At 70.6% G+C, this 19,157-nt stretch carries 18 protein-coding genes and 1 other RNA gene; 5 read left to right on the forward strand and 14 right to left on the reverse strand.

The window, feature by feature from the left end; all coding sequences use genetic code 11:
* Position 1 precedes the first annotated feature (1 nt).
* The 10 genes from AB0B94_RS09495 to pruA all read right to left on the reverse strand — a co-directional run bounded on the left by AB0B94_RS09495 (position 2) and on the right by pruA (position 8,787).
* Positions 2-955 carry a hypothetical protein gene (locus tag AB0B94_RS09495; RefSeq protein WP_357270691.1) on the reverse strand — a complete coding sequence of 318 codons (954 nt, stop codon included), beginning with the start codon at positions 953-955 and terminating at the stop codon, positions 2-4.
* A 45-nt stretch (positions 956-1,000) separates the two neighbouring features.
* A complete protein-coding gene (locus AB0B94_RS09500) occupies positions 1,001-1,510 on the reverse strand; it encodes a hypothetical protein (protein WP_357270695.1) in 510 nt (169 codons plus the stop codon).
* A gap of 172 nt (positions 1,511-1,682) precedes the next feature.
* Positions 1,683-2,360: a hypothetical protein gene (locus AB0B94_RS09505; RefSeq protein WP_357270698.1), complete on the reverse strand. Its 678-nt coding sequence runs from the start codon at positions 2,358-2,360 to the stop codon at positions 1,683-1,685.
* A gap of 68 nt (positions 2,361-2,428) precedes the next feature.
* Positions 2,429-2,804: a transfer-messenger RNA gene (ssrA, locus tag AB0B94_RS09510) on the reverse strand.
* A gap of 104 nt (positions 2,805-2,908) precedes the next feature.
* Positions 2,909-3,388 carry an SsrA-binding protein SmpB gene (smpB, locus tag AB0B94_RS09515; RefSeq protein WP_357270701.1) on the reverse strand — a complete coding sequence of 160 codons (480 nt, stop codon included), beginning with the start codon at positions 3,386-3,388 and terminating at the stop codon, positions 2,909-2,911.
* A 149-nt stretch (positions 3,389-3,537) separates the two neighbouring features.
* Entirely contained in the window at positions 3,538-4,413 is an 876-nt protein-coding gene (gene ftsX, locus AB0B94_RS09520) for a permease-like cell division protein FtsX (protein ID WP_091393961.1), read from the reverse strand.
* 67 nt (positions 4,414-4,480) lie between these two features.
* A complete protein-coding gene (ftsE, locus tag AB0B94_RS09525; RefSeq protein WP_030331491.1) occupies positions 4,481-5,161 on the reverse strand; it encodes a cell division ATP-binding protein FtsE in 681 nt (226 codons plus the stop codon).
* Between the two features lie 118 nt (positions 5,162-5,279).
* Positions 5,280-6,401 carry a peptide chain release factor 2 gene (gene prfB, locus AB0B94_RS09530; RefSeq protein ID WP_091393964.1) on the reverse strand — a complete coding sequence of 374 codons (1,122 nt, stop codon included), beginning with the start codon at positions 6,399-6,401 and terminating at the stop codon, positions 5,280-5,282.
* Between the two features lie 64 nt (positions 6,402-6,465).
* On the reverse strand, positions 6,466-6,981 hold the full coding sequence (locus tag AB0B94_RS09535; protein WP_091393967.1) for a PadR family transcriptional regulator: 516 nt from the start codon (positions 6,979-6,981) through the stop codon (positions 6,466-6,468).
* Between the two features lie 177 nt (positions 6,982-7,158).
* Positions 7,159-8,787 (reverse strand): L-glutamate gamma-semialdehyde dehydrogenase, encoded by a 1,629-nt coding sequence (gene pruA, locus AB0B94_RS09540; RefSeq protein WP_238666588.1) that lies wholly within the window; start codon positions 8,785-8,787, stop codon positions 7,159-7,161.
* Positions 8,788-9,078: 291 nt separating this feature from the next.
* Here pruA and AB0B94_RS09545 point away from each other — a divergent pair, with 291 nt between their 5' ends.
* Complete coding sequence (locus tag AB0B94_RS09545; protein ID WP_357270706.1) at positions 9,079-10,221, forward strand: hypothetical protein; 1,143 nt, start codon at positions 9,079-9,081, stop codon at positions 10,219-10,221.
* Positions 10,222-10,294: 73 nt separating this feature from the next.
* Here AB0B94_RS09545 and AB0B94_RS09550 read toward each other — a convergent pair whose 3' ends face one another.
* Positions 10,295-10,804 (reverse strand): hypothetical protein, encoded by a 510-nt coding sequence (locus AB0B94_RS09550; RefSeq protein WP_357270709.1) that lies wholly within the window; start codon positions 10,802-10,804, stop codon positions 10,295-10,297.
* 215 nt (positions 10,805-11,019) lie between these two features.
* On the opposite strand from AB0B94_RS09550, the gene AB0B94_RS09555 reads away from it, so the two are divergent.
* Both AB0B94_RS09555 and AB0B94_RS09560 read left to right on the forward strand, forming a co-directional pair.
* Entirely contained in the window at positions 11,020-11,247 is a 228-nt protein-coding gene (locus tag AB0B94_RS09555) for a helix-turn-helix domain-containing protein (protein WP_030490852.1), read from the forward strand.
* Between the two features lie 224 nt (positions 11,248-11,471).
* The gene (locus AB0B94_RS09560) at positions 11,472-12,068 is read left to right on the forward strand and encodes an Rv3235 family protein (RefSeq protein ID WP_357270713.1); all 597 of its coding nucleotides are present in this window, start codon (positions 11,472-11,474) and stop codon (positions 12,066-12,068) included.
* A gap of 104 nt (positions 12,069-12,172) precedes the next feature.
* Here the strand turns inward: AB0B94_RS09560 and secA are convergent, their stop codons facing one another.
* Positions 12,173-15,100, reverse strand: coding sequence for a preprotein translocase subunit SecA (gene secA / locus AB0B94_RS09565; protein ID WP_357270716.1), 2,928 nt, complete (start codon positions 15,098-15,100; stop codon positions 12,173-12,175).
* A 168-nt stretch (positions 15,101-15,268) separates the two neighbouring features.
* On the opposite strand from secA, the gene AB0B94_RS09570 reads away from it, so the two are divergent.
* Positions 15,269-16,420 (forward strand): GNAT family N-acetyltransferase, encoded by a 1,152-nt coding sequence (locus tag AB0B94_RS09570; RefSeq protein WP_357270719.1) that lies wholly within the window; start codon positions 15,269-15,271, stop codon positions 16,418-16,420.
* Positions 16,417-17,529, forward strand: a complete 1,113-nt coding sequence (locus AB0B94_RS09575; RefSeq protein WP_357270722.1) for a GNAT family N-acetyltransferase — start codon at positions 16,417-16,419, stop codon at positions 17,527-17,529. The genes AB0B94_RS09570 and AB0B94_RS09575 overlap by 4 nt, the downstream gene beginning before the upstream one ends.
* A 66-nt stretch (positions 17,530-17,595) precedes the next feature.
* Here the strand turns inward: AB0B94_RS09575 and raiA are convergent, their stop codons facing one another.
* Both raiA and AB0B94_RS09585 read right to left on the reverse strand, forming a co-directional pair.
* Positions 17,596-18,231: a ribosome-associated translation inhibitor RaiA gene (raiA, locus tag AB0B94_RS09580; protein ID WP_196921222.1), complete on the reverse strand. Its 636-nt coding sequence runs from the start codon at positions 18,229-18,231 to the stop codon at positions 17,596-17,598.
* A gap of 245 nt (positions 18,232-18,476) precedes the next feature.
* Positions 18,477-19,151 (reverse strand): ComF family protein, encoded by a 675-nt coding sequence (locus AB0B94_RS09585; RefSeq protein WP_357271029.1) that lies wholly within the window; start codon positions 19,149-19,151, stop codon positions 18,477-18,479.
* Between the last annotated feature and the right edge of the window lie 6 nt (positions 19,152-19,157).

Raw genomic sequence — 19,157 nt, forward strand, 5'->3', positions numbered from 1 at the left:
ATCAGCGCGGTGCGATCGCCAGCGGAGCGCCGGTGAAGACGTCCAGCACCGGGCGGCTGCCCAGCGGCGTCGCGAGGGTCACGGTGACCGGCTCCAGTTTCAGCATTGCGATGCATTCGCCGGTGGCCCGGGTGACGCCGCCACCGACCACCACGACGTCCGGCCGTTCCCACACCAACGGCGTGATCCCGGTGTCGCACGCGCCGACGCCGAGGCGCACTGTCAGCCGGGCGTCGTCGACGGCGGCCAGGTCCTGGGCCGCCACCAACCCGTCCGGCAGCGGCCGGGCCGGCGTGCTCGGCTCGGGGACGGGGGTGACCGCCGTGGGCGCGACGGCGAGCCGGACCACGGGGGTGGCCAACTCCTTGATGGTGAACAGCCAGGCCGGGACCTGCGCCACGCCCCGACTCGTGCGCACCGGCACGGCGCCCAACGTGACAGCGGTGACGGTGAGCGGGAGGCAGGCGGTCTGCGTGCTGCTGGTGGCCCATCCGTCGGGCCCTGGTTCGACGGTGGGGCCGCCGGGGGTGGGCCGTCCGGGCCGCTTCGGCCGCCCCGGGCAGGGCAGTGGGTCACCCTGGTCGAGCTGCCGGTACGCCTCGGCGGCGCTGACCAACGGCAGCGTCAACCGTCCGTCCGGGAATTGGATCTCGCCGCCGACCCGGGTGGGCGGTATTCCGACCTGCTCGCGGTACCACCCGGCCCGGTAGGCCGCCTCGGTCTCGGGGGTGAAGCCCGGGTCACCGGTGAGCAGTGTCGGCCCCTCCAACGGCACGTAGCCAGTGCGCCAGTCGGGGCCGGGCCGCCACGCCTCGGCGACCTCAGCGGCGCGCTGGTCGAAGGCCTCCGCCCCGTGCGTCGGGTTGGGCGGGCCGCCGGCCGGACCGGCGTCGGTCGCGGCACAGCCGGCCATCAGCAGCAACGGAAGAACGAGCAGCAGGGCAGGCCGATTCATGTACGGTTCGACGCCTCCGCCGACCGGCCGGTTCCCCACCTGAGCTCAGGTCTCGCCGCCCAGATCCGTCTGGTACGCCTCCCAGAGCAGGTCGGCGCCGCGCCGCCGATGCCGGGCCAACCGCCGCAGCAGGTGCCCGGCCCGGTGTCGCAGCTCATCGGGGCGCGTCTCGGGCCGCTCGGCGATCTGCTGAACCGCCAGGATCGCGGCGACGATCGCCACGTGTTCCCGGGTCAGCAGCCGCACCCCGTGGTCCAGCCGCGGCGACTGGGTGAGCAACTCCCGGTAGAGGCCGGTGGGACCTTCGGTCACCCGGACGTGCTCGGCGAAGCCCGTGCGCACCGGACGCAGCCGAAGGAGAACCTCCTCGCGCCAGCACGGGTCGGTGCTGGCGACGGCGACGGCCCGGCCGAAGGCGTGCACGTCACCGGCGAGGCCGGCCGGGCGCGGGGCGCCGGGTAGACCGATGGAATGGGGATCGGCGGGGAGCCCCGCCGGATGCGCGACGCGCGGTCGGGCGACGACTGACGGCTGCTGGACCGGACCGGTGACCATGGCACCTCCCGCGCTGCGGCGCTGCTACCCCATACCGCGATGGTGAGGCTGCCCGGCCCGCCCTGTCCAGGGCCCTGAGCCGTCTCATCTGCCCCGTTGACCCCAGTGACCCCACCAGCCCCGCTGATGCGGCCTCCAGCGCCGCGCAGGCCTGCTGGGAGTACGGCGCGCCTCAGTCGGCCGACTGGCGCTCTGCCAGCCGGCGCAGGCGGTCGGCCACGGCGCGCGCGTCGCCGGCCCGCTCGTCGCCTGCTCGACCCGTGGTGATCGCCTCGGCCAGCGCTCGCAGCTCGGACGGCGGCAGGACGGGCAGCCCCATGCCGCGCAGGGGGATGGTGACCTCCCGGGCGCTCCCCGCAGCGGTCGCGAGGATGGCCCGCGCCTGCGGTCCGCCGGCCGGACCGTCGTCGTCCGCCTCGCGGTACGACACAGCGCCGGCCTCGATCCGGGCGGTGGCGAGGTCGACAGTGCTGGTGCGCAGCGCACCGCGTACCCGCGCCCGGCTGCCGTCCAGCCAGGCGGCCGTGCGGAGCACCCGCAGCACCAGGTAGAGGCCGAGCAGGACGAAGGGCAGGCCACACAGGCCGATGAACGGGCTGGGGCCGGACTGGTTCGGGTCGGCGGAGTCGCGTAGCCCGGGCGGCAGCAGCCCCGGTGGCAGGTCGCGAGCCTCCTCATAGGAGGCGAACGCGTCACCCGGCCCGGTCAGTCGGCGCAACAGCCCGTCGGCGACGAGGGGCAGTGCCACGAACGCCGCGCCGACGGCCGTGAGCAGGACGCCGAACGCCACCGCCACGACGCGCTGGCCGGGCGACGCGCCGACCGACAGGCGCAGCTCCTGGTTGGTCACAGGGGCAGCGTAAGACCCCGCGAACAACGAAGCGCCCCGGCTGGTGGGCCGGGGCGCTTCGTTCGAGGTGGTGGAGGTGCCGGGAATCGAACCCGGGTCCTTCGCCGGTTTGTCAGGGCTTCTCCGAGCGCAGCTCGCTGTGCCTCTACTCGGCCCCACCGCTCACGCGAGCAAGTTGGTGTGACGGGCCCAGTCGCTGATTAATCTCGCCGCACGGACCCCGCGACCGGGTCCGATTGGCCAGCCTCCTAGCTGATGCCGGCTACTGGGACGAAGGCGTTCCCAGGCCGACAGACTTAGCTACTCGCCTCAGGCGGCGAGAGCGAAGTCAGCGCGATTTTGCTTGGCGCTTATAAGTTTCCGACGACCGATTCTCGAGACGACGTCGGCTTCCTCGGCTCGCTTCCCCTGTCGCTGCGTACGAAGTCGAAACCAGTCACCCCCTCGACAGGCCGCCGATGTGGCGGCACTGACAAGACTAACGCCTGGCGCAACAGCTTTCATCCCGAGCCCCGGGCCGGCACGCCGACCCGGACAAACGGGATGAACTAGTCGTCCATCCCCTTGCCGCGTCGACCGGACACCCGGGCGATCTCCCGGTCCGCGTCCCGCTTGGCGAGGTCCTGACGCTTGTCGTACGACTTCTTGCCCTTGGCCAGGGCGATCTCGACCTTGGCCCAGCCGTCCGAGAAGTAGACCTGCAGCGGGACGACCGTGAAACCACCCTCGCGGGTCCTGCCGAGGAGCTTGTCGATCTCAGCCCGGTTGAGCAGCAGCTTGCGGGTACGCCGGGGCTCGTGGTTGGTCCAGGTGCCCTGGGTGTACTCCGGGATGTGCATCGCGTGCAGGAACAACTCGCCGTCACGTTCCTGCGCGAACGCGTCGACAAGTGACGCTCGCCCGGCCCGCAGCGACTTGACCTCGGTGCCGGTCAGCGCCATGCCCGCCTCGTACGTGTCGAAGATGGCGTAGTCGTGACGCGCCTTCTTGTTGGAGGCGACCACCTTGCGCCCCTTTTCCCGTGGCATCGGTGCCACCCCCTCTCCTGGCGTCCGCGGCCGGGCTCACCCCGGCCGGACAACCGATCATGCTACCCGAATCACAAGGACCCTCCCGCGCCGTTTATTTCCGGCTGCGGGAGGGTCCTCGGGAGGCGACGGGACGACCCGTACGGTGCCTAGACCCGCAGGTAGAAGCGCAGGGTGATCCAGGCGGTGCCCGCGCTGACCAGACCACCGACGCCAGCCATCAGCGGGAAGATGAACAGGATGTCGCCCCAGGTGATCGGCGAGAGCAGACCCTGCAACGCGCTCAACGACCCGTCGAAGAGCAGATACTTCGCCGCGACCAGGGCCACCAGGCCGAGCAGTGAACCGATCAGGCCGGCCACCACGGCCTCCAGCACGAACGGCGCCTGGATGAACCAGTTGGACGCGCCGACCAGCTTCATGACCGCCACCTCACGCCGCTTGCTGTACGCGGCCACCTGAATGGTGTTCGCGACCAGCAGCAGGGCGGCGATCGCCATCACGATGGCGGCAGCCAGGGCGATGTTCTGGATCGAGGTGAGGATGTTGAAGATCTTGTCGAGCAGTCGACTCTGGTCGATGATCTCCTCGACGCCAGCAGTGTCCTTGTACTGGTCGTAGACGTTCTTGTACTGCTCCGGGTTGTTCAGCTTGAGCCGGAACGCCTCGGGCAGCTGGTCCGGCTTGACCGCGTTCACCAGGTCCGGCGCGTCCTGGTACATCTCCTTGAAGCGCTTGTACGCCTCGTCCTTGTTGACGTAGAGAACGTCCTTGACCAGGGGGTCGCTGTCGAGCTTGGTCTGGAGGTCGGTGCGCTCCTGCTCGGTCACCTCCTGGGTCAAGAAGATCGAGACTTCGATGTTCTTGTAGTAGAGGTCCTTCATGTCGTCGACCTGGCGGTACATGAGACCGCTGGCGCCGAGCATGGTCAGCGAGACCGCCATCGTGATGATCATCGCGATGGACATGGTCACGTTGCGCCACAGTCCGACCAATACCTCGGACAGGACGTATTTCACGCGCATCGGGATTTCCTCCGGGTCTCCGGCATGAGGTGTTCGTCGTCAGGCTGCGCAGGGGTGGAGCGCCGGCTCACCCGTAGACGCCGCGGGCCTGGTCACGCACGATGCGACCGCTCTCAATCTCAACGACGCGGCGGCGCATCTGGTTCACGATGTTGGAGTCGTGGGTGACCATCACGACGGTCGTGCCGGTGCGATTGATCCGGTCCAGCAGGCGCATGATCTCAATCGAGGTGTCCGGGTCCAGGTTTCCGGTGGGCTCGTCCGCCAGCAGGATCAGCGGACGGTTCACGAACGCCCGGGCGACGGCGACCCGCTGCTGCTCACCACCGGAGAGCTCGTGCGGGTAGCGGTGCTCCTTGCCACCGAGCCCGACCAGCTCCAGCACCTCCGGCACGACCCGGCGGGCAACCGCCTTCGTCTTGCCGATCACCTCGAGGGCGAACGCCACGTTCTCGTAGGCGGTGCGGTTGGGCAGCAGCCGGAAGTCCTGGAAGACGCAGCCGATCGAGCGCCGGAAGTGGGGTCGCTTCCAGGAACGCATCGACGTGACGTCCTTGCCGTTGACGACGACGCGCCCCTTGTTGGGGGCCACCTCGTGCAGCAGCATTTTGATGATCGTGGACTTGCCGGAGCCGGATGGACCGATGAAGAAGACGAACTCGCCCTTCTCGATCGAGACGGACACGTTGTCGAGCGAAGGCCGGGACGCCTTCGGGTACGTCTTCGTCACTTGCTCAAGCTGAATCACGGGTGGTGAGTCTACGCGGTGTAACAACTGAGCCAAGCCCCACGCCCCGCCGATCCGGCACGAGTCGTCGAATCAGGCTCCTACCTGGAGATCGATGACGCGCTCCGCCCGCGCGCCGTCACGCACCGTCGCCGGCGAGCTGACGCTGCTTGCGCCAACGGATGCCAGCCTCGATGAAATCGTCGAGGTCGCCGTCGAAGACCCCGCTCGGATTGCCGGTCTCCTGCTCGGTTCGGAGATCCTTCACCATCTGATACGGGTGCAGGACGTAGGACCGCATCTGGTCGCCCCACGAGCTCGTGCCACCGCTCTTGAGGCCGGCCATCTTCTCTTCCTCCTCCTGGCGCTTGCGCTCCAGCAGCCGGGCCTGGAGCACCCGCAGCGCGGAGGCCTTGTTCTGCAACTGGGACTTCTCGTTCTGGCAGGTCACCACGATGCCGGTCGGGATGTGCGTCAGGCGCACCGCCGAGTCGGTGGTGTTGACGCTCTGCCCACCGGGCCCGGAGGAGCGGTAGACATCGACCCGAACCTCGTTCTCCGGGATGTCGATGTGGTCGGTCTGCTCGGTGACCGGCAGAACCTCGACGCCCGCGAAGCTGGTCTGCCGACGACCCTGGTTGTCGAACGGGCTGATCCGGACCAGCCGGTGCGTGCCCGACTCGACGCTGAGCGTGCCGTACGCGTACGGCACCTTGACCGCGAAGGTGGCCGACTTCAGGCCCGCCTCCTCGGCGTACGAGGTCTCGTAGACCTCGGTGGGGTAGCCGTGCCGCTCCGCCCAGCGCAGGTACATCCGCAGCAGCATCTCGGCGAAGTCCGCGGCATCCACGCCACCCGCGCCGGCCCGGATCGCGACCAGCGCCTCCCGGGAGTCGTACTCGCCGGAGAGCAGGGTGCGGACCTCCATCTCCTGGATGGCCTTGGTCAGCCCGGTGATCTCCGACTCGACCTCGGTCAGCACACCCGGGTCGGCCTCGGCCTCGGCCAGCTCCAACAGCACCTGGGCGTCGTCGAGGCCGGAACGCAGGCTGCCCAGCTTGCTGATCTCGCCGTTGACGTACGACAGCTGCGAGGTCACCTGCTGGGCCTTGGCCTGGTCGTCCCACAGGTCGGGGGCGGAGGCCTCCTGCTCAAGGCGGGCCTTGTCCTCGTGGAGCCGGTCGAGGTTGAGGACGGCCTCGATGTTTCGCAGGGTCGCGTCGAGTTCCTTGAGCTGTTCGGCGTAATCGGCAGCGGTCACGACAGACAAGCGTACTGTGCCGGGAGCGGAGCAGCTCGTTCCCTATGCGCGAACCCGCTGACCGTCACCCGACGGGGGCGGACTTCAACCACGACAGGGCCGCCCGGTGGTAGGCGACGGCGAACTCCAGCGCGCTGGCGTCGTACGTCTCGCCGTCCCGTTTGGCGTTCTTCACCTGCTCCCGGACCTGGGCGAGGGCCTCGGTGTGGTATTCGTTGGCCGAGGCGTACAGGCCCTTCAGCTGGCTGGCGGAGTGCAGGTTGCCGAAAGCCATCCGGAGCGCTATCGGGTTGCGGATGGTGTCGCGCCCCGGGTTCTCCGCGAGCCAGCGGGAAAATGTCCGTTTTCCGCTGGCGGTGAGTGCGTAGGGCTGGCTCATCCGCGGGCCCGGCTTGCCGAGCCGCACGAAACCCCGCTCAGCCAGCACCGGCAACTCGCGGTACACCTGACTGCGGGTCATCGACCAGTACGGCGCCAGACGGCGCTCAGCGGCGGCCATCAACTGACCGCCTGTCATCGGGCCCTCGTGGAGGAGGCCGAGCAGGGCCGCCGCCGTAGGGTTGACTCCGGAATCCGCCATGGCCACTACGCTGCCACTTTGCGCACCCGGCGTCCAGGATTTGCCGGTTTGCCACCCGACAGGACTTCCTAAGTGCACTGTCGGCGGCAGACTGTCCGCTGAGGACTATCGATGGATTGCCACATTCCGGGCGTCCGCCGGCGGCGCCCACGCGCGCCGCCGGCGGGTCGTCGCCGGTCAGCCCATGTGCGGGTACGTGTGGTCGGTCGGCGGCACGAAGGTCTCCTTGATCGTCCGCGGGGAGACCCAGCGGACCAGGTTCAGCCAGGAGCCGGCCTTGTCGTTGGTGCCGCTGGCACGGGCGCCACCGAAGGGCTGCTGCCCGACCACCGCGCCGGTCGGCTTGTCGTTGATGTAGAAGTTGCCGGCCGCGTACCGCATGCGCTCGCCGACCGACTCGACGACCCGACGGTCGGTGGCGAACACCGAGCCGGTCAGCGCGTACGGGGCGATCGACTCCGCCTGCGCGACCACGTCGTCGAAGCGGGCGTCGTCGAACACGTGCACGCCCAGAATCGGCCCGAAGTACTCGGTGGTGAAGGTCTCGTGGGCGGCGTCGCCGCACTCGAAGAGCGTCGGTCGCACGAAGTAGCCGACCGAGTCGTCGGCGGTGCCACCGGCCAGCACCCGGCAGCTGTCGTCACCGGCGATCAGCTCCAGCGCGGCGGTGTGCCGGGCGAACGCCTTGTCGTCGATCACCGCGCCGCCGAAGTTGCCGAAGTCGGCCACGTCACCGTAGGTCAGCGAGTCGGCGGTGGCGGCCAACCGGTCCCGCAGCCCACCCTCCCAGATCGAGCGCGGCACGTAGGCCCGCGAGGCCGCCGAGCACTTCTGGCCCTGGTACTCGTACGCGCCACGGATCAGCGCGGTGTGCAACGCGTCCACGTCTGCGCTGGTGTGCGCGACGACGAAGTCCTTGCCGCCGGTCTCCCCGACCAGGCGGGGGTAGCCCCGGTAACGGGAGATGTTGTCTCCCACGGTTCGCCACAACTGCTGGAACACCTTCGTCGAACCGGTGAAGTGGATGCCGGCCAGATCCGGGTCGGCGAGCACGACATCCGAGACCTCCTCGCCCCGGCCGGTGACCATGTTGATCACGCCGGGCGGCAGGCCGGCGGCCTCGAACAGCCGCATGGTGAAGTGCGCGGCGAACTGCTGGGTCGGCCCCGGCTTCCAGACCACCGTGTTGCCCAGCAGGGCGGGCGCCGACGGGAGGTTGCCGGCGATGGCGGTGAAGTTGAACGGGGTGACCGCGTAGACGAAGCCCTCCAGCGGGCGGTGGTCGAAGCGGTTCCAGACGCCGGGCGAGGACGCCGGCTGCTCCTCGAGCAGGCGACGCGCGAAGTGCACGTTGAACCGCAGGAAGTCGATGAACTCGCACGCCGCGTCGATCTCAGCCTGGATCGCGGTCTTCGACTGGCCGAGCATGGTGGCGGCGTTGAGCGTGTCCCGCCAGGGGCCGGCGAGCAGCTCGGCGGCGCGCAGGAAGATCGCGGCGCGCTCCTCGAACGGCAGCGCCCGCCACATCGGCGCGGCGTCCTTGGCCGCCCTGGTCGCGGCGCGCGCGTCGTCGTGGGTGGCGTGCGCGGTCACCCCCAGCACGTGGGCGTGCTTGTGCGGCTGCACCACGTTGATCGGGTCACCGCCGGCCATCCGCTGCTCACCGCCGATGGTCATCGGCAGGTCGATGCGCTCGGCGGCGAGTTCGGTCAGCCGCCGCTGGAGCCGGTCCCGGTCGGGGCTGCCCGGCTCGTAGTTGCGAACCGGCTCGTTGCGCGGCTCGGGAACGGAGAACACGGCATCCATCAAGGCTCCTGGCGATCTCGACAGCAGTGGCGAAACCGGACCCGCGGGCACCGACCGGATGGCCGGACACCGGACGCCGCACGGGAGGCCGAGCAGCGGCGGGACCTCCCCTGATTCTCCCACGACGGGCCACGCGACCCACCTCCGCCACCGCCCTGCGCCAAGGACCGCCCCACCCCTCCTCCCCTTACCGACCGGTCTCGATCCGTCCCGCCGTCCCGGGGCGACAGCCAGCCCAGCGGGCCCGCGTACCCTGAATGGTCGGTGACCTGCCGCCTCGAAGGGGAGACGATGACCAAGCAGCCCGGCCGCGTCCCGGCCGCTGAGTCGGACGAGCCGGCGGTCGACGCGGCCAGCGCCGGCAGTCGGCCGCTGCCCGCCCCCGGCGCCGCAGTGCTCGCGCTGCTGGCGCTCGGTTGGCTGGCCGCCATGCTCTGGTCCACCCGGGAGGCCATCACCTCGGCGGCGGCCGGGGTGACCGCGATCAGCCTCTCCGCGTTCGCCCTGCCCGGCGTGATCTCGGCCGCGCTGGTGGCCGGGGCGGCCGTCGCACTGGCCGGTGGCAACCTGCTGGCCCGCCGCTACGGCGACTGGGCCACCCTTCGCTTCGCCGGGGCGATCGGCGGCGGAATGCTGGTCGGGCTCGCGGCCGCGGTGGCCATCAACCTCACCTACTTCGACACGTCCACCACCAACGTGATCGCCGGCACCACGGCGGCCGCGGCGATCATCGGGGGCGCGCTGGCCGGCGCGCGAACCGCCCCGGCGGTCGGAGCTGTCATCACCGCCGCGCTGGGCACGCTGATCTTCGTTGTCGCGTTCAGCCGCGCCCGGGACCCGCTGTTCGACCTCTTCGGCTCCGGCGACAGCCAGGAATCGTTGATCAACGCGGCCAAGTGGGTGTCCCGTACCGAATCGCTCGTCGCCGGGCTGCTCGCCGGGCTACTGGCCTTCGGATACCTGACCTGGGCACGGCGTCGAGCCGTCCGCCGCGATCCCGAGGCCCCGGCGCTGCGCTGGCCGGCCTACCTGCTCGCCGGCGCCGGGCCGGGGCTCCTCCTGCTGCTCGCCGAAGTGATCATCAGGGTCGGCGGCCGATCGCTGCTCGACCTTGCCAGCGCGCTCAGTGAGGCGGACGCGGTAGCCCAGACCTCGCTGGGCACCTCGCGGGTGGACAACGGCATCTGGGTGCTCTTCGTGGGGGCGCTCACCGCGCTCATCGCGTTCGGCCGCACGCTCGGCCCGGCCCACAGCGACGACGACGAACCGGCCCACCGCCCGGACCCCGTAGCGGACCAGGTCGACCCGGCGGACGACAAGCCGGGCTACGCCAAGGCGTTCGACGCCGACCCGGCCGAGACGTTCGACGCAGCCGACACGACCGACGCGGAACCCGCGAAGGCTGACCCGGCGAAGGCTGACCCGGCTCGCTGACGCCTGACCGCAGCCCCTGCTTCAGCCCTGGCCGGATGTCCGATTCGGGCTGCTGCCGGGGGTGGCGTCCGGCTCAGTCGGTGGCGCGTAACAGCTGGTCCAGCTCCGTCACGTCGTACCACTCCAGCTCGTGGTCCTCGGCGCCGTCGACGGTGAACTGGGCATCCGGGTCACCAGCCCCCGCCTCGGCCACGACGTCGACCGCCGCGCCGACCTCCTCGGCCGCATCCGCGCCGTCCACGTGGATTGCCGCGACGGCGCCCACCGGCACGGCGTCGGTCAACGTCACAGCGCTGGAGCCCAACTCACCGTCGCCACGCCCGATCGCCGCCGACGGCAGGTCGACTGAGATGACCACGCGACGGCGGGGAGCGGTCGGGTCGGCCCGGAGCAGGTGCAGGGCGTCCTGGGCAGCCCGGGTGAAGGCGACGTACTCCAACTCCTCCTCGTCACCCTCGGCGTACCACTCGCGCAGGGCCGGAGTCACGGCGTGCGCCTGGTCGGCGGTCAGCCCCTCCGCACGCAGCCGGGCCAGCATCGGTACCGTCGCCGGCACGTACACCCGGACAAGCTCGTCGGTCACCTGTCGTCTCCCCGCGTCGTCCACCACCGGCGGACGCCGGCACGGGCGCCGATCATGCCGCACGCCGTGACCGTCATACACCCCGCCTCCGGCCGGAGGAAGTTCCTGGCCGGTGTGTCCCGCGTGGTTGGTCCGCCGCCGAGCCGGTCCGGTGCTGGGCGGCGAGGGCTGTCGGTGGCAAACTGAGCCAAACGACATCAACACCGGGAGTTTCTGTGGAGCCGAGGTTCCTGCTGCTCTCCGACGTGGCCGCCGAGCTCAACGTGTCGGACTCGCAGGTCTACCACATGGTGCGCAGCGGGGAACTGCCGGCGATAAAGATCGGCGGACGCGGCCAGTGGCGCGTCGAGCGCGCTCGACTGGAGGAGTACATAGCGCGCAAATACGACGAGACGGCAGACTGGGTGCAGAGCAACCCGCTGGTCGACCGCGACCCCGAGTAGCGGAAGCCCGAGTCGCTCTCCAGCCCGGCCCCGGGGCATGATCCACTCGGTTTCATGGAAGTCGGGGCGTCAGGGCTGCTGGGATAACGCGATATCAAGGAACCTGCGTCGATCATGCGCCCTGTCGGGCGGCGGAGGCCACGAAGCATTGACCGAGGCCGCTCTGTCGCTCAGAATCGAGCTTGTCGGAGGCAAACGTAGGTAAACGCAAGATCAAAGGGGCCATGATGAGCGGAGCGCGACCCGGTCCTTCCCGACCACCCGTTCGACTGCGCCCCGTTCCGCCCTTCGACCCGCCATACGTCGACGAGACCGACGGGTCGTACTGGCCGGTGGCGACCGACGGTCAACTCGCCCTCGACCTGTTCGCCTCCACCCGGCCCAGCCCGGTCCGGCCGCCGGAGCGGCGAGCAGCCCTGCGCCCGGTGCACAGCCGGTCCATCGCCACCAACCCGGTCGCGTCGTTGCCGCCGTCGACCGCACCGGAAACCACCCGGGCCGCGCACCGCTTCGTCGGCACCTGCCTGGAGGTGGTCAACGGCTACCGCTCGCCGGCCCAGGTGCGAGCGCTGCTCGACCCGGCCCGAGCTGGCGACCTGCTGACCGAACTCGCCCGCGCATCCGGCCGGGCCGGGACATCCCGCCGCCGCGCCGGCCGACCACTGGTCCGGTTGCTACGCCTGCGAGTCTGCGAGCCCCGGGAGGCCGCGGTGGAGGGGGCAGCCGTCCTCACCGGCGCGGCCGGCCGAAGTTGGGCGATGGCACTGCGCCTCGAACATCGCCGGGGCCGCTGGCTCTGCGTTGCCCTGCACGTGCTCTGACCCCACCTGCCCCGCTCGCCGGCGAGGCTCACAAGACACCGACGGGCCCCGGCCTGCTCGGCCGGGACCCGTCGGTCAGACGCTGTCGGTGTAGCTGCTGTTGGTCAGTTGCCGCCGTTGGGGGCGCCGTGGCAGCGCTTGTACTTGCGGCCCGAGCCACACGGGCACGGCGCGTTGCGGGACGGGCCGTTGCTCGCCTCCGCCTGGTTCGGTGCCGGCCGACGGGCGGCGGCCGACGGAACTGCCGGGCCACGCAGCCCGGAAGCCGGCCGCTGCGGCGCTGACGGCGCGCTCTGCCCCGGCGCCGCCGGAGCACCCGGAGCCGGTCGGCCCACACCGAGCGCCGGAGCCTGCTGCTCGGCCTGCTCCACGGCGACAGCGCCCGGGCTGGCCTCACCGTCGATGGTGGGGGCGGAGTATTGCAGCCCCTGCCGACGCGGCGCCTGGTTGAGGCCCTTGGCCCGGATCTCCACCGGCTTGTCGAGCAGGGTGACCTCGTCGGCCCCCTCCTCCGGCTCCGGTTCGGTCACCTGGACGTCGATGTTGTAGAGGAAACCGACGGTCTCCTCCTTGATGCCGTCCATCATGGTGGCGAACATGTCGAAGCCCTCGCGCTGGTATTCCACCACCGGGTCGCGCTGGGCGTACGCCCGGAGGTTGATGCCCTCCTGGAGGTAGTCCATCTCGTAGAGGTGCTCGCGCCACTTGCGGTCGATGACCTGGAGCAGCACCATTCGCTCGAGCTGGCGCACCCCCTCGGTGCCGAGCTGCTCCTCACGCCGGTCGTACGCGGCGTTGGCGTCGTCCTTGAGGCGGGCGACCAGGAAGTCGCCGTCCATGCCGGCCCGGGAGCCACCGGCCTCCTCTTCCAACTCCTCGATCGTCACGCCGACCGGGTAGAGCTGCTTGAGGCTGGACCAGAGCTGCTCAAGGTCCCAGTCTTCGCCGTAGCCGTCGGAGGTGGCACCCCGCACGTACGCCTCGACGGTGTCGTCGATCATGTTGCGGACCTGGTCGGAGAGGTCTTCACCGTTGAGCACCCGGAGCCGCTCGGCGTAGACGACCTGGCGCTGCTTGTTGAGCACCTCGTCGTACTTGAGCACGTTCTTGCGGATCTCGGCGTTCTGGCCCTCGATCTGGGCCTGGGCGCTCTTGATCTGCCGGGTGACCATCTTCGACTCGATGGGCACGTCCTCCGGGATGTTGAAGCGCTCCATCACCGCCTCGACCGCTCCGGCCCGGAAGCGCCGCATCAGCTCGTCCTGGAGGGACAGGTAGAAACGGGACTCGCCCGGGTCGCCCTGCCGGCCGGCGCGACCACGCAGCTGGTTGTCGATCCGCCGGGACTCGTGCCGCTCGGTGCCCAGCACGTAGAGGCCGCCGGCTGCCGAGACCTCGTCCGCCTCGGCGTCGCAGGCCTGCTTCCAGGTGGGAAGGACCTCCTCCATCGCCTTGGCGTACTCTTCCTCGTTCTCCACCGGGTCGAGGCCGCGCTGGCGCAGCTCGTTCGCGGCGAGGAACTCGGCGTTGCCGCCGAGCAGGATGTCGGTGCCGCGACCGGCCATGTTGGTCGCCACCGTGACGGCGCCCTTGCGCCCTGCCTGGGCGACGATCTCGGCCTCCCGGGCGTGGAACTTGGCGTTCAGCACGTTGTGCGGGATGCCGCGGCGGCGCAGTAGCTGGGAGAGGATCTCGGAGTTTTCCACCGAGACGGTGCCCACCAGCACCGGCTGGCCCATCTGGTGCCGCTCGGCGATGTCCTCGATGACGGCGTTGAACTTGGCCTTCTCCGTCTTGTAGATGACGTCCGGCCGGTCCTCGCGAACCATCGGGCGGTGGGTCGGGATGGTCACGACGCCGACCTTGTAGACCTTGTTGAACTCGCTCGCCTCGGTCTGCGCCGTACCGGTCATCCCGGACAGCTTCTCGTAGAGGCGGAAGTAGTTCTGGAGGGTGATGGTGGCAAGGGTCTGGTTCTCCTGCTTGATCTCCACCCCCTCCTTGGCCTCGATCGCCTGGTGCATGCCCTCGTTGTAGCGACGGCCGTGCAGGATGCGACCGGTGAACTCGTCGACGATCAGGACCTCACCGTCGCTGACGATGTAGTCCTTGTCGCGCTTGTAGAGCTCCTTGGCCTTGATGGCGTTGTTGAGGTAGCCGACCAGCGGGGTGTTCACCGACTCGTACAGGTTGTCGATGCCGAGCCGGTCCTCGACCTTGGCGACACCCCGCTCGGTCACCGCGATGGTGCGCTTGGAGTGGTCGACCTCGTAGTCGCCCTCGCCGTCGGTGCCGGGCTGGAGCCTGGCCACCACGCCGGCGAACTCGCCGTACCAGCGGGCGGAGTGCTCGGCCGGGCCGGAGATGATCAGCGGGGTGCGGGCCTCGTCGATCAGGATGGAGTCGACCTCGTCGACCACCGCGAAGTTGTGCCCGCGCTGCACCAGCTCGTCCTTCGACCAGGCCATGTTGTCGCGCAGGTAGTCGAAGCCGAACTCGTTGTTGGTGCCGTAGGTGATGTCGCACTCGTAGGCGGCCTTGTGCTCGCTGGCCGGCCGGTTGGGCAGCACCACGCCGACGGTCAACCCGAGGAACTCGTGCACCCGGCCCATCCACGCCGCGTCACGCTGGGCGAGGTAGTCGTTGACCGTGATCACGTGGACGCCCTTGCCGGAGAGCGCGTTGAGGTAGACGGCCATGACCGAGGTCAGCGTCTTACCCTCACCGGTCTTCATCTCGGCGATGTTGCCGAAGTGCAGCGCCGCGCCGCCCATCACCTGGACGTCGTACGGGCGCTGGCCGAGCACCCTGGCAGCCGCTTCGCGGGCCACCGCGAACGCCTCCGGCAGCAGGTCGTCGAGGGTCTCGCCCTCGTCGAGCCGCTCCCGGAACTGCTCGGTCATGCCGGCCAGCTCCTCGTCGGTGAGGTTGACGTAGTCGTCCTCGATCGAGGTGACGGCGGCGGCGATGGCCTTGAGCCGGCGCACCATGCGGCCCTCGCCCGCGTTAAGGACCTTTTCCAGAATCGACACGGATCAACGCTCCCCTAGACAGTCTCGAACCATCGTAGGCGCTCCATCGGCGCGATGGTCACTGGTGGCGGTGCTCGACCCCGCCGAACCCGACATAACTCGCGTCCTGCACACGCCCCAAACGTTATCCGGTTACGCCGTCGGCGAACGCTACGGCAGGATGCACGGGTGGAGCTCGTGGAGATCATCGAAGACGGCGTGCTGCTGCGGCCCTGGCGAGAAACGGACGCCGAGGCCGTGCACCGAGCCTGCCAGGACCCGGACATTCAGCGTTGGACCACCGTACCGCGCCCGTACCGGCCGGAACACGCCCATGGGTTTGTCACCGAGATGAGCCGGAAGGCCTGGGCCGAGGGCACCGGGGCGCCGTTCGCGGTCTGCGACCCGAGCACCGGGGAACTGCTGGGTTCCAGCGGACTGATCTCGATCGACAAGAACGGCACCGGTGAGGTCGGCTACTGGACGGCGCCCTGGGCGCGTGGTCGGGGCGTGATGGTCCGGGCGACCCGGGCGGTGGCCCGCTGGTCCTTCGACACCCTCGGGCTCCGCCGGCTCATCTGGCAGGCCGAGGTGGGCAACCACGCCTCCCGGCTGGTGGCACTGCGGGCCGGCTTCCGGGTCGACGGCAGGTTGCGGCTGGCCAACCCGGCGCTGCCCGGCGGCGCGGACGGCTGGATCGGCTCGCTGCTGCCCGGAGAGGTACCGGCCGCCGGGTCGACCGGTCCGTCCGGGCCGGGCACCCTCGCCGCCCGGCGGGCCGCCGTCTTCGGCCGTTCGCAGCCCGTCCTGTTCGCCGAGACCGGGACCGGCGAGCTGCGTCTGCGGCCCATGGAGGAGAAGGACCTGGACGCGGTGGTGCAGACCTGCCGGGACCCGGAGAGCATCCGCTGGACGACGGTGCCAGACCCGTACGAGCGCGCCGACGCGCAGGGCTACCAGGCCTACGGCCGGGACGCCTGGGCTCGGGGGGACGCCGGCTGCTTCGTGATCGCCGACTCCGAAGACCGGTACGTGGGGACGCTCGACCTGCGGCTCTCCCCCGCCGACCCGCTGCTGGCCGACGTGGGCTTCATGACCGCCCCGGCGGCCCGTGGCCGGGGTTACCTGCCGGCCGCGCTGGTGGCACTGAGCGCCTGGGGGTTCAGCACGCTGGGCCTGGCGCGGATCGAGTGGAAGGCGAACGTGGGCAACACCTCCTCCCGCCGGGCGGCGGAGAAGGCGGGCTTCCTGATCGAGGGGATCGCCCGGGGCGGCGTGCAGCACCGGGGCGAGAGGGTGGACGTGTGGGTCGGGGCGCTTCTCGCGAAGGATCTGGGATGAGTCTGCGGCCGGTTGTCGAGGCGCACGGGGTACGGCTGCGCCCGTTTCGCCCGGGGGACGCCGCCGACGTGGTCGACGGCTGCGCGGACCCGCTGACTCAACGCTTCGTGTCGAACCTGCCGACCCCGTACACCGGGACCGACGCCCGCTGGTGGATCGAGGTCGGCGCCCCGGCGGCCTGGACCGGCGGCGGCGCGGCGTACGCCGTCGCGGACCCCGCGACCGATCGGGTGCTCGGCGCCGTGGGGCTGAACAACCCGGTGCCCGCCCGGGGTCAGCTGGAGATCGGTTACTGGATGCGTCCGGCGGCGCGCGGTCGCGGGCTGGCCACCGCGGCGACCCGCGCGCTGAGCGAGCACTCGTTCGCCGCCGGGGCGGCCCGACTGGAGCTGCTCACCGAACCGGAGAACGGTCCGAGCCAGCGGGTCGCGCTGGCCGCCGGCTTCCGCTACGAGGGTCTGCGTCGGTCCGCCGGTGCGTCCGGCGACGCGGGCCGGCACGATCTGCTGGCCTGGGTACGCGTCGCCGGTGATCCGTCCGGCCCGGCCGCCCGGCTGCTGCCCGACCTGCCCGGCGGGGTGCTCACCGACCAGGTGGTGGCGCTGCGCCCACTCGGGCCGGACGACGCGGCGCTGATGTACCGGCTGCACAGCCGACCCGAGGTGGTGGCGAACCAGGCGCCACCGGTGCCGCCGACCCGCGAGGCGATCGAGCGGCGTTGTCGTCTCGCGCAGAGCGGCTGGCTGACCGGCGAGATCGCCCGGCTGCTGATTCTGGATGTGGCGAGCGGCGAGCCCGTGGGCAGTTGCGGCTTGTCGTACACGGACGTGGCGGCCGGCGAGGCGTCGGTCGGCTACGCGTTGCTGCCGGACTGGCGCGGCCGGGGGTACGCGACGAGGGCTGTCCGGCTGCTCGCGGACTGGGCGTTCGGTCCGGCCGGTATCGCCCGACTGTCGGCGGGCACGGTGCCGGACAACACCGCGTCACACCGGGTGCTGGAGCGGGTCGGGTTTCAGCGCGAGGGCCTTCAGCGTGGCCGGCTGCCCGGGCTGGCCGGCGCCCGTCTGGACGACCTGACCTTCGCGCTGCTCCCGGCCGACCTGCGTTGACAGATCATGGAGTTGTGGTGGGCGTTCCCCACCACAACTCCATGATCGACACGGATCGGTTACCGGTCAGGTGGCGAGGGAGATGATGCCGTAGTCATACGCGTGGCGCCGGTAGACGACGCTGGGGCGGCCGGACTCCTTGTCCTGGAAGAGGTAGAAGTCGTGGCCGACCAGCTCCATCTCGAACAACGCGTCGTCGATGGTCATCGGCTCGGCCGGGTGCACCTTCTCCCGGGCGATGTGCCACGGCTGGTCGTCGTGCTCCTCTTCGACCCGCTCCGCGACGGCGGTGCCGGCGCGGGCGCCGTCGCTCGGCGCGCTCAGCGCGCTGGGCACCAGGTCCGCGACCGGCAGGCCCGCTGTGGCCTCGGCGACGGAGATCGGCGCGTGCCGGCCACGGTGTACGCGGCGGCGGTCGGCCGCGCGGCGTAGCCGGGTGTCGAGCTTCGCGATGGCCGCGTCGAGCGCGCTGTAGAAGTCGTTCGTGCAGGCTTCGGCCCGAATCACCGGACCTCGGGAAACGCAGGTGATCTCCACCCGCTGGCAGTGGTCGGCCTGGCGCGGATTGCGCTCGTGAAACAGCTCGACATCAACGCGAATAAGTTTGTGGTCGTAGCGTTCGATCTTCGCGAGTTTCTCGGCTACGTGTACCCGGTAATGGTCCGGCACTTCGACGTTTCGGCCCTTGACCACGATGTCCACGTGACCTCCCTTGTTCGGACGGTCTTCGATCCGGTTACCCGGCCGCGCGCCGTGGGGAGACCCGCTGGCGTCGACCGGTTGGTACGGCTACGCCTCCTCTCACCGCCAGGGGCGGTTGGAACGACCTCCTACCCCCGACAGCGAAACGCTAACTCCTGTTTGCCCGGCAGTCACCCCATGTTGCCGAGACGGCCCAGGATTTTTCGCAGCTCATACACCAACGGGTGAAACGGAAACACTATCGGTTACGACTGGTGTCTTTTCTCGGTCGCCGCGAGCACCGCCGCCACACTCGGTGCCCATCCTGTGGCGGTCAGCACCCGGCTCGCGGCGGCGAGTGTCACGCCGGTGGTGACGATGTCGTCGAGCAGCACCACCACCGGCGTCGCGCGCCCGGCACGACCCCGGCCCGGCCCGATCGAGCGGGGCTGGAAGGCCGCCTCGGCCGCCGCCGCGCGCCCGGCGCTGTCAAGGGTGACCGAGTCGGGCCGGGGCGACGCCCGCAGCGCACGGTGCACCCGCACCGCCCAACCGCTGCGGTTGAGCCGGGCCGCGCAGTGCCGGGCAAGCCGGTCGAGGTGGTCCCCGTAGCGGGACCGGGCCGCCGCCGCGGTGTCCGGGACCGGAACCAACGCCAGCGGACGGGCCCCACCAACGGCCGTCGCGACGACCTCGGCGAGCAGCGCGCCGAGCGGGCGGGCAAGCCCGTGTCGGCCGTGCTCCTTGTACGCCAGCAGGGCCTCGCGCAGCGGACCCGCGTACGGGCCGAGGGCGACGCAGGACGGCAGGCCCGGCGGTGCGGGGGTGGGGCGGACCGCCCGTGGCCGCAATGCGCGGAGCGCCACGACACAGGTTGGGCAGACCCCGTGCCGCAGGCCGGGCCGGCGCTCCCGACATCCGGCACAGTCGGCGGGCAGCACCAGGTC

The sequence above is a fragment of the Micromonospora sp. NPDC048986 genome, assembly GCF_040649335.1.
GTDB lineage: Bacteria > Actinomycetota > Actinomycetes > Mycobacteriales > Micromonosporaceae > Micromonospora > Micromonospora alfalfae.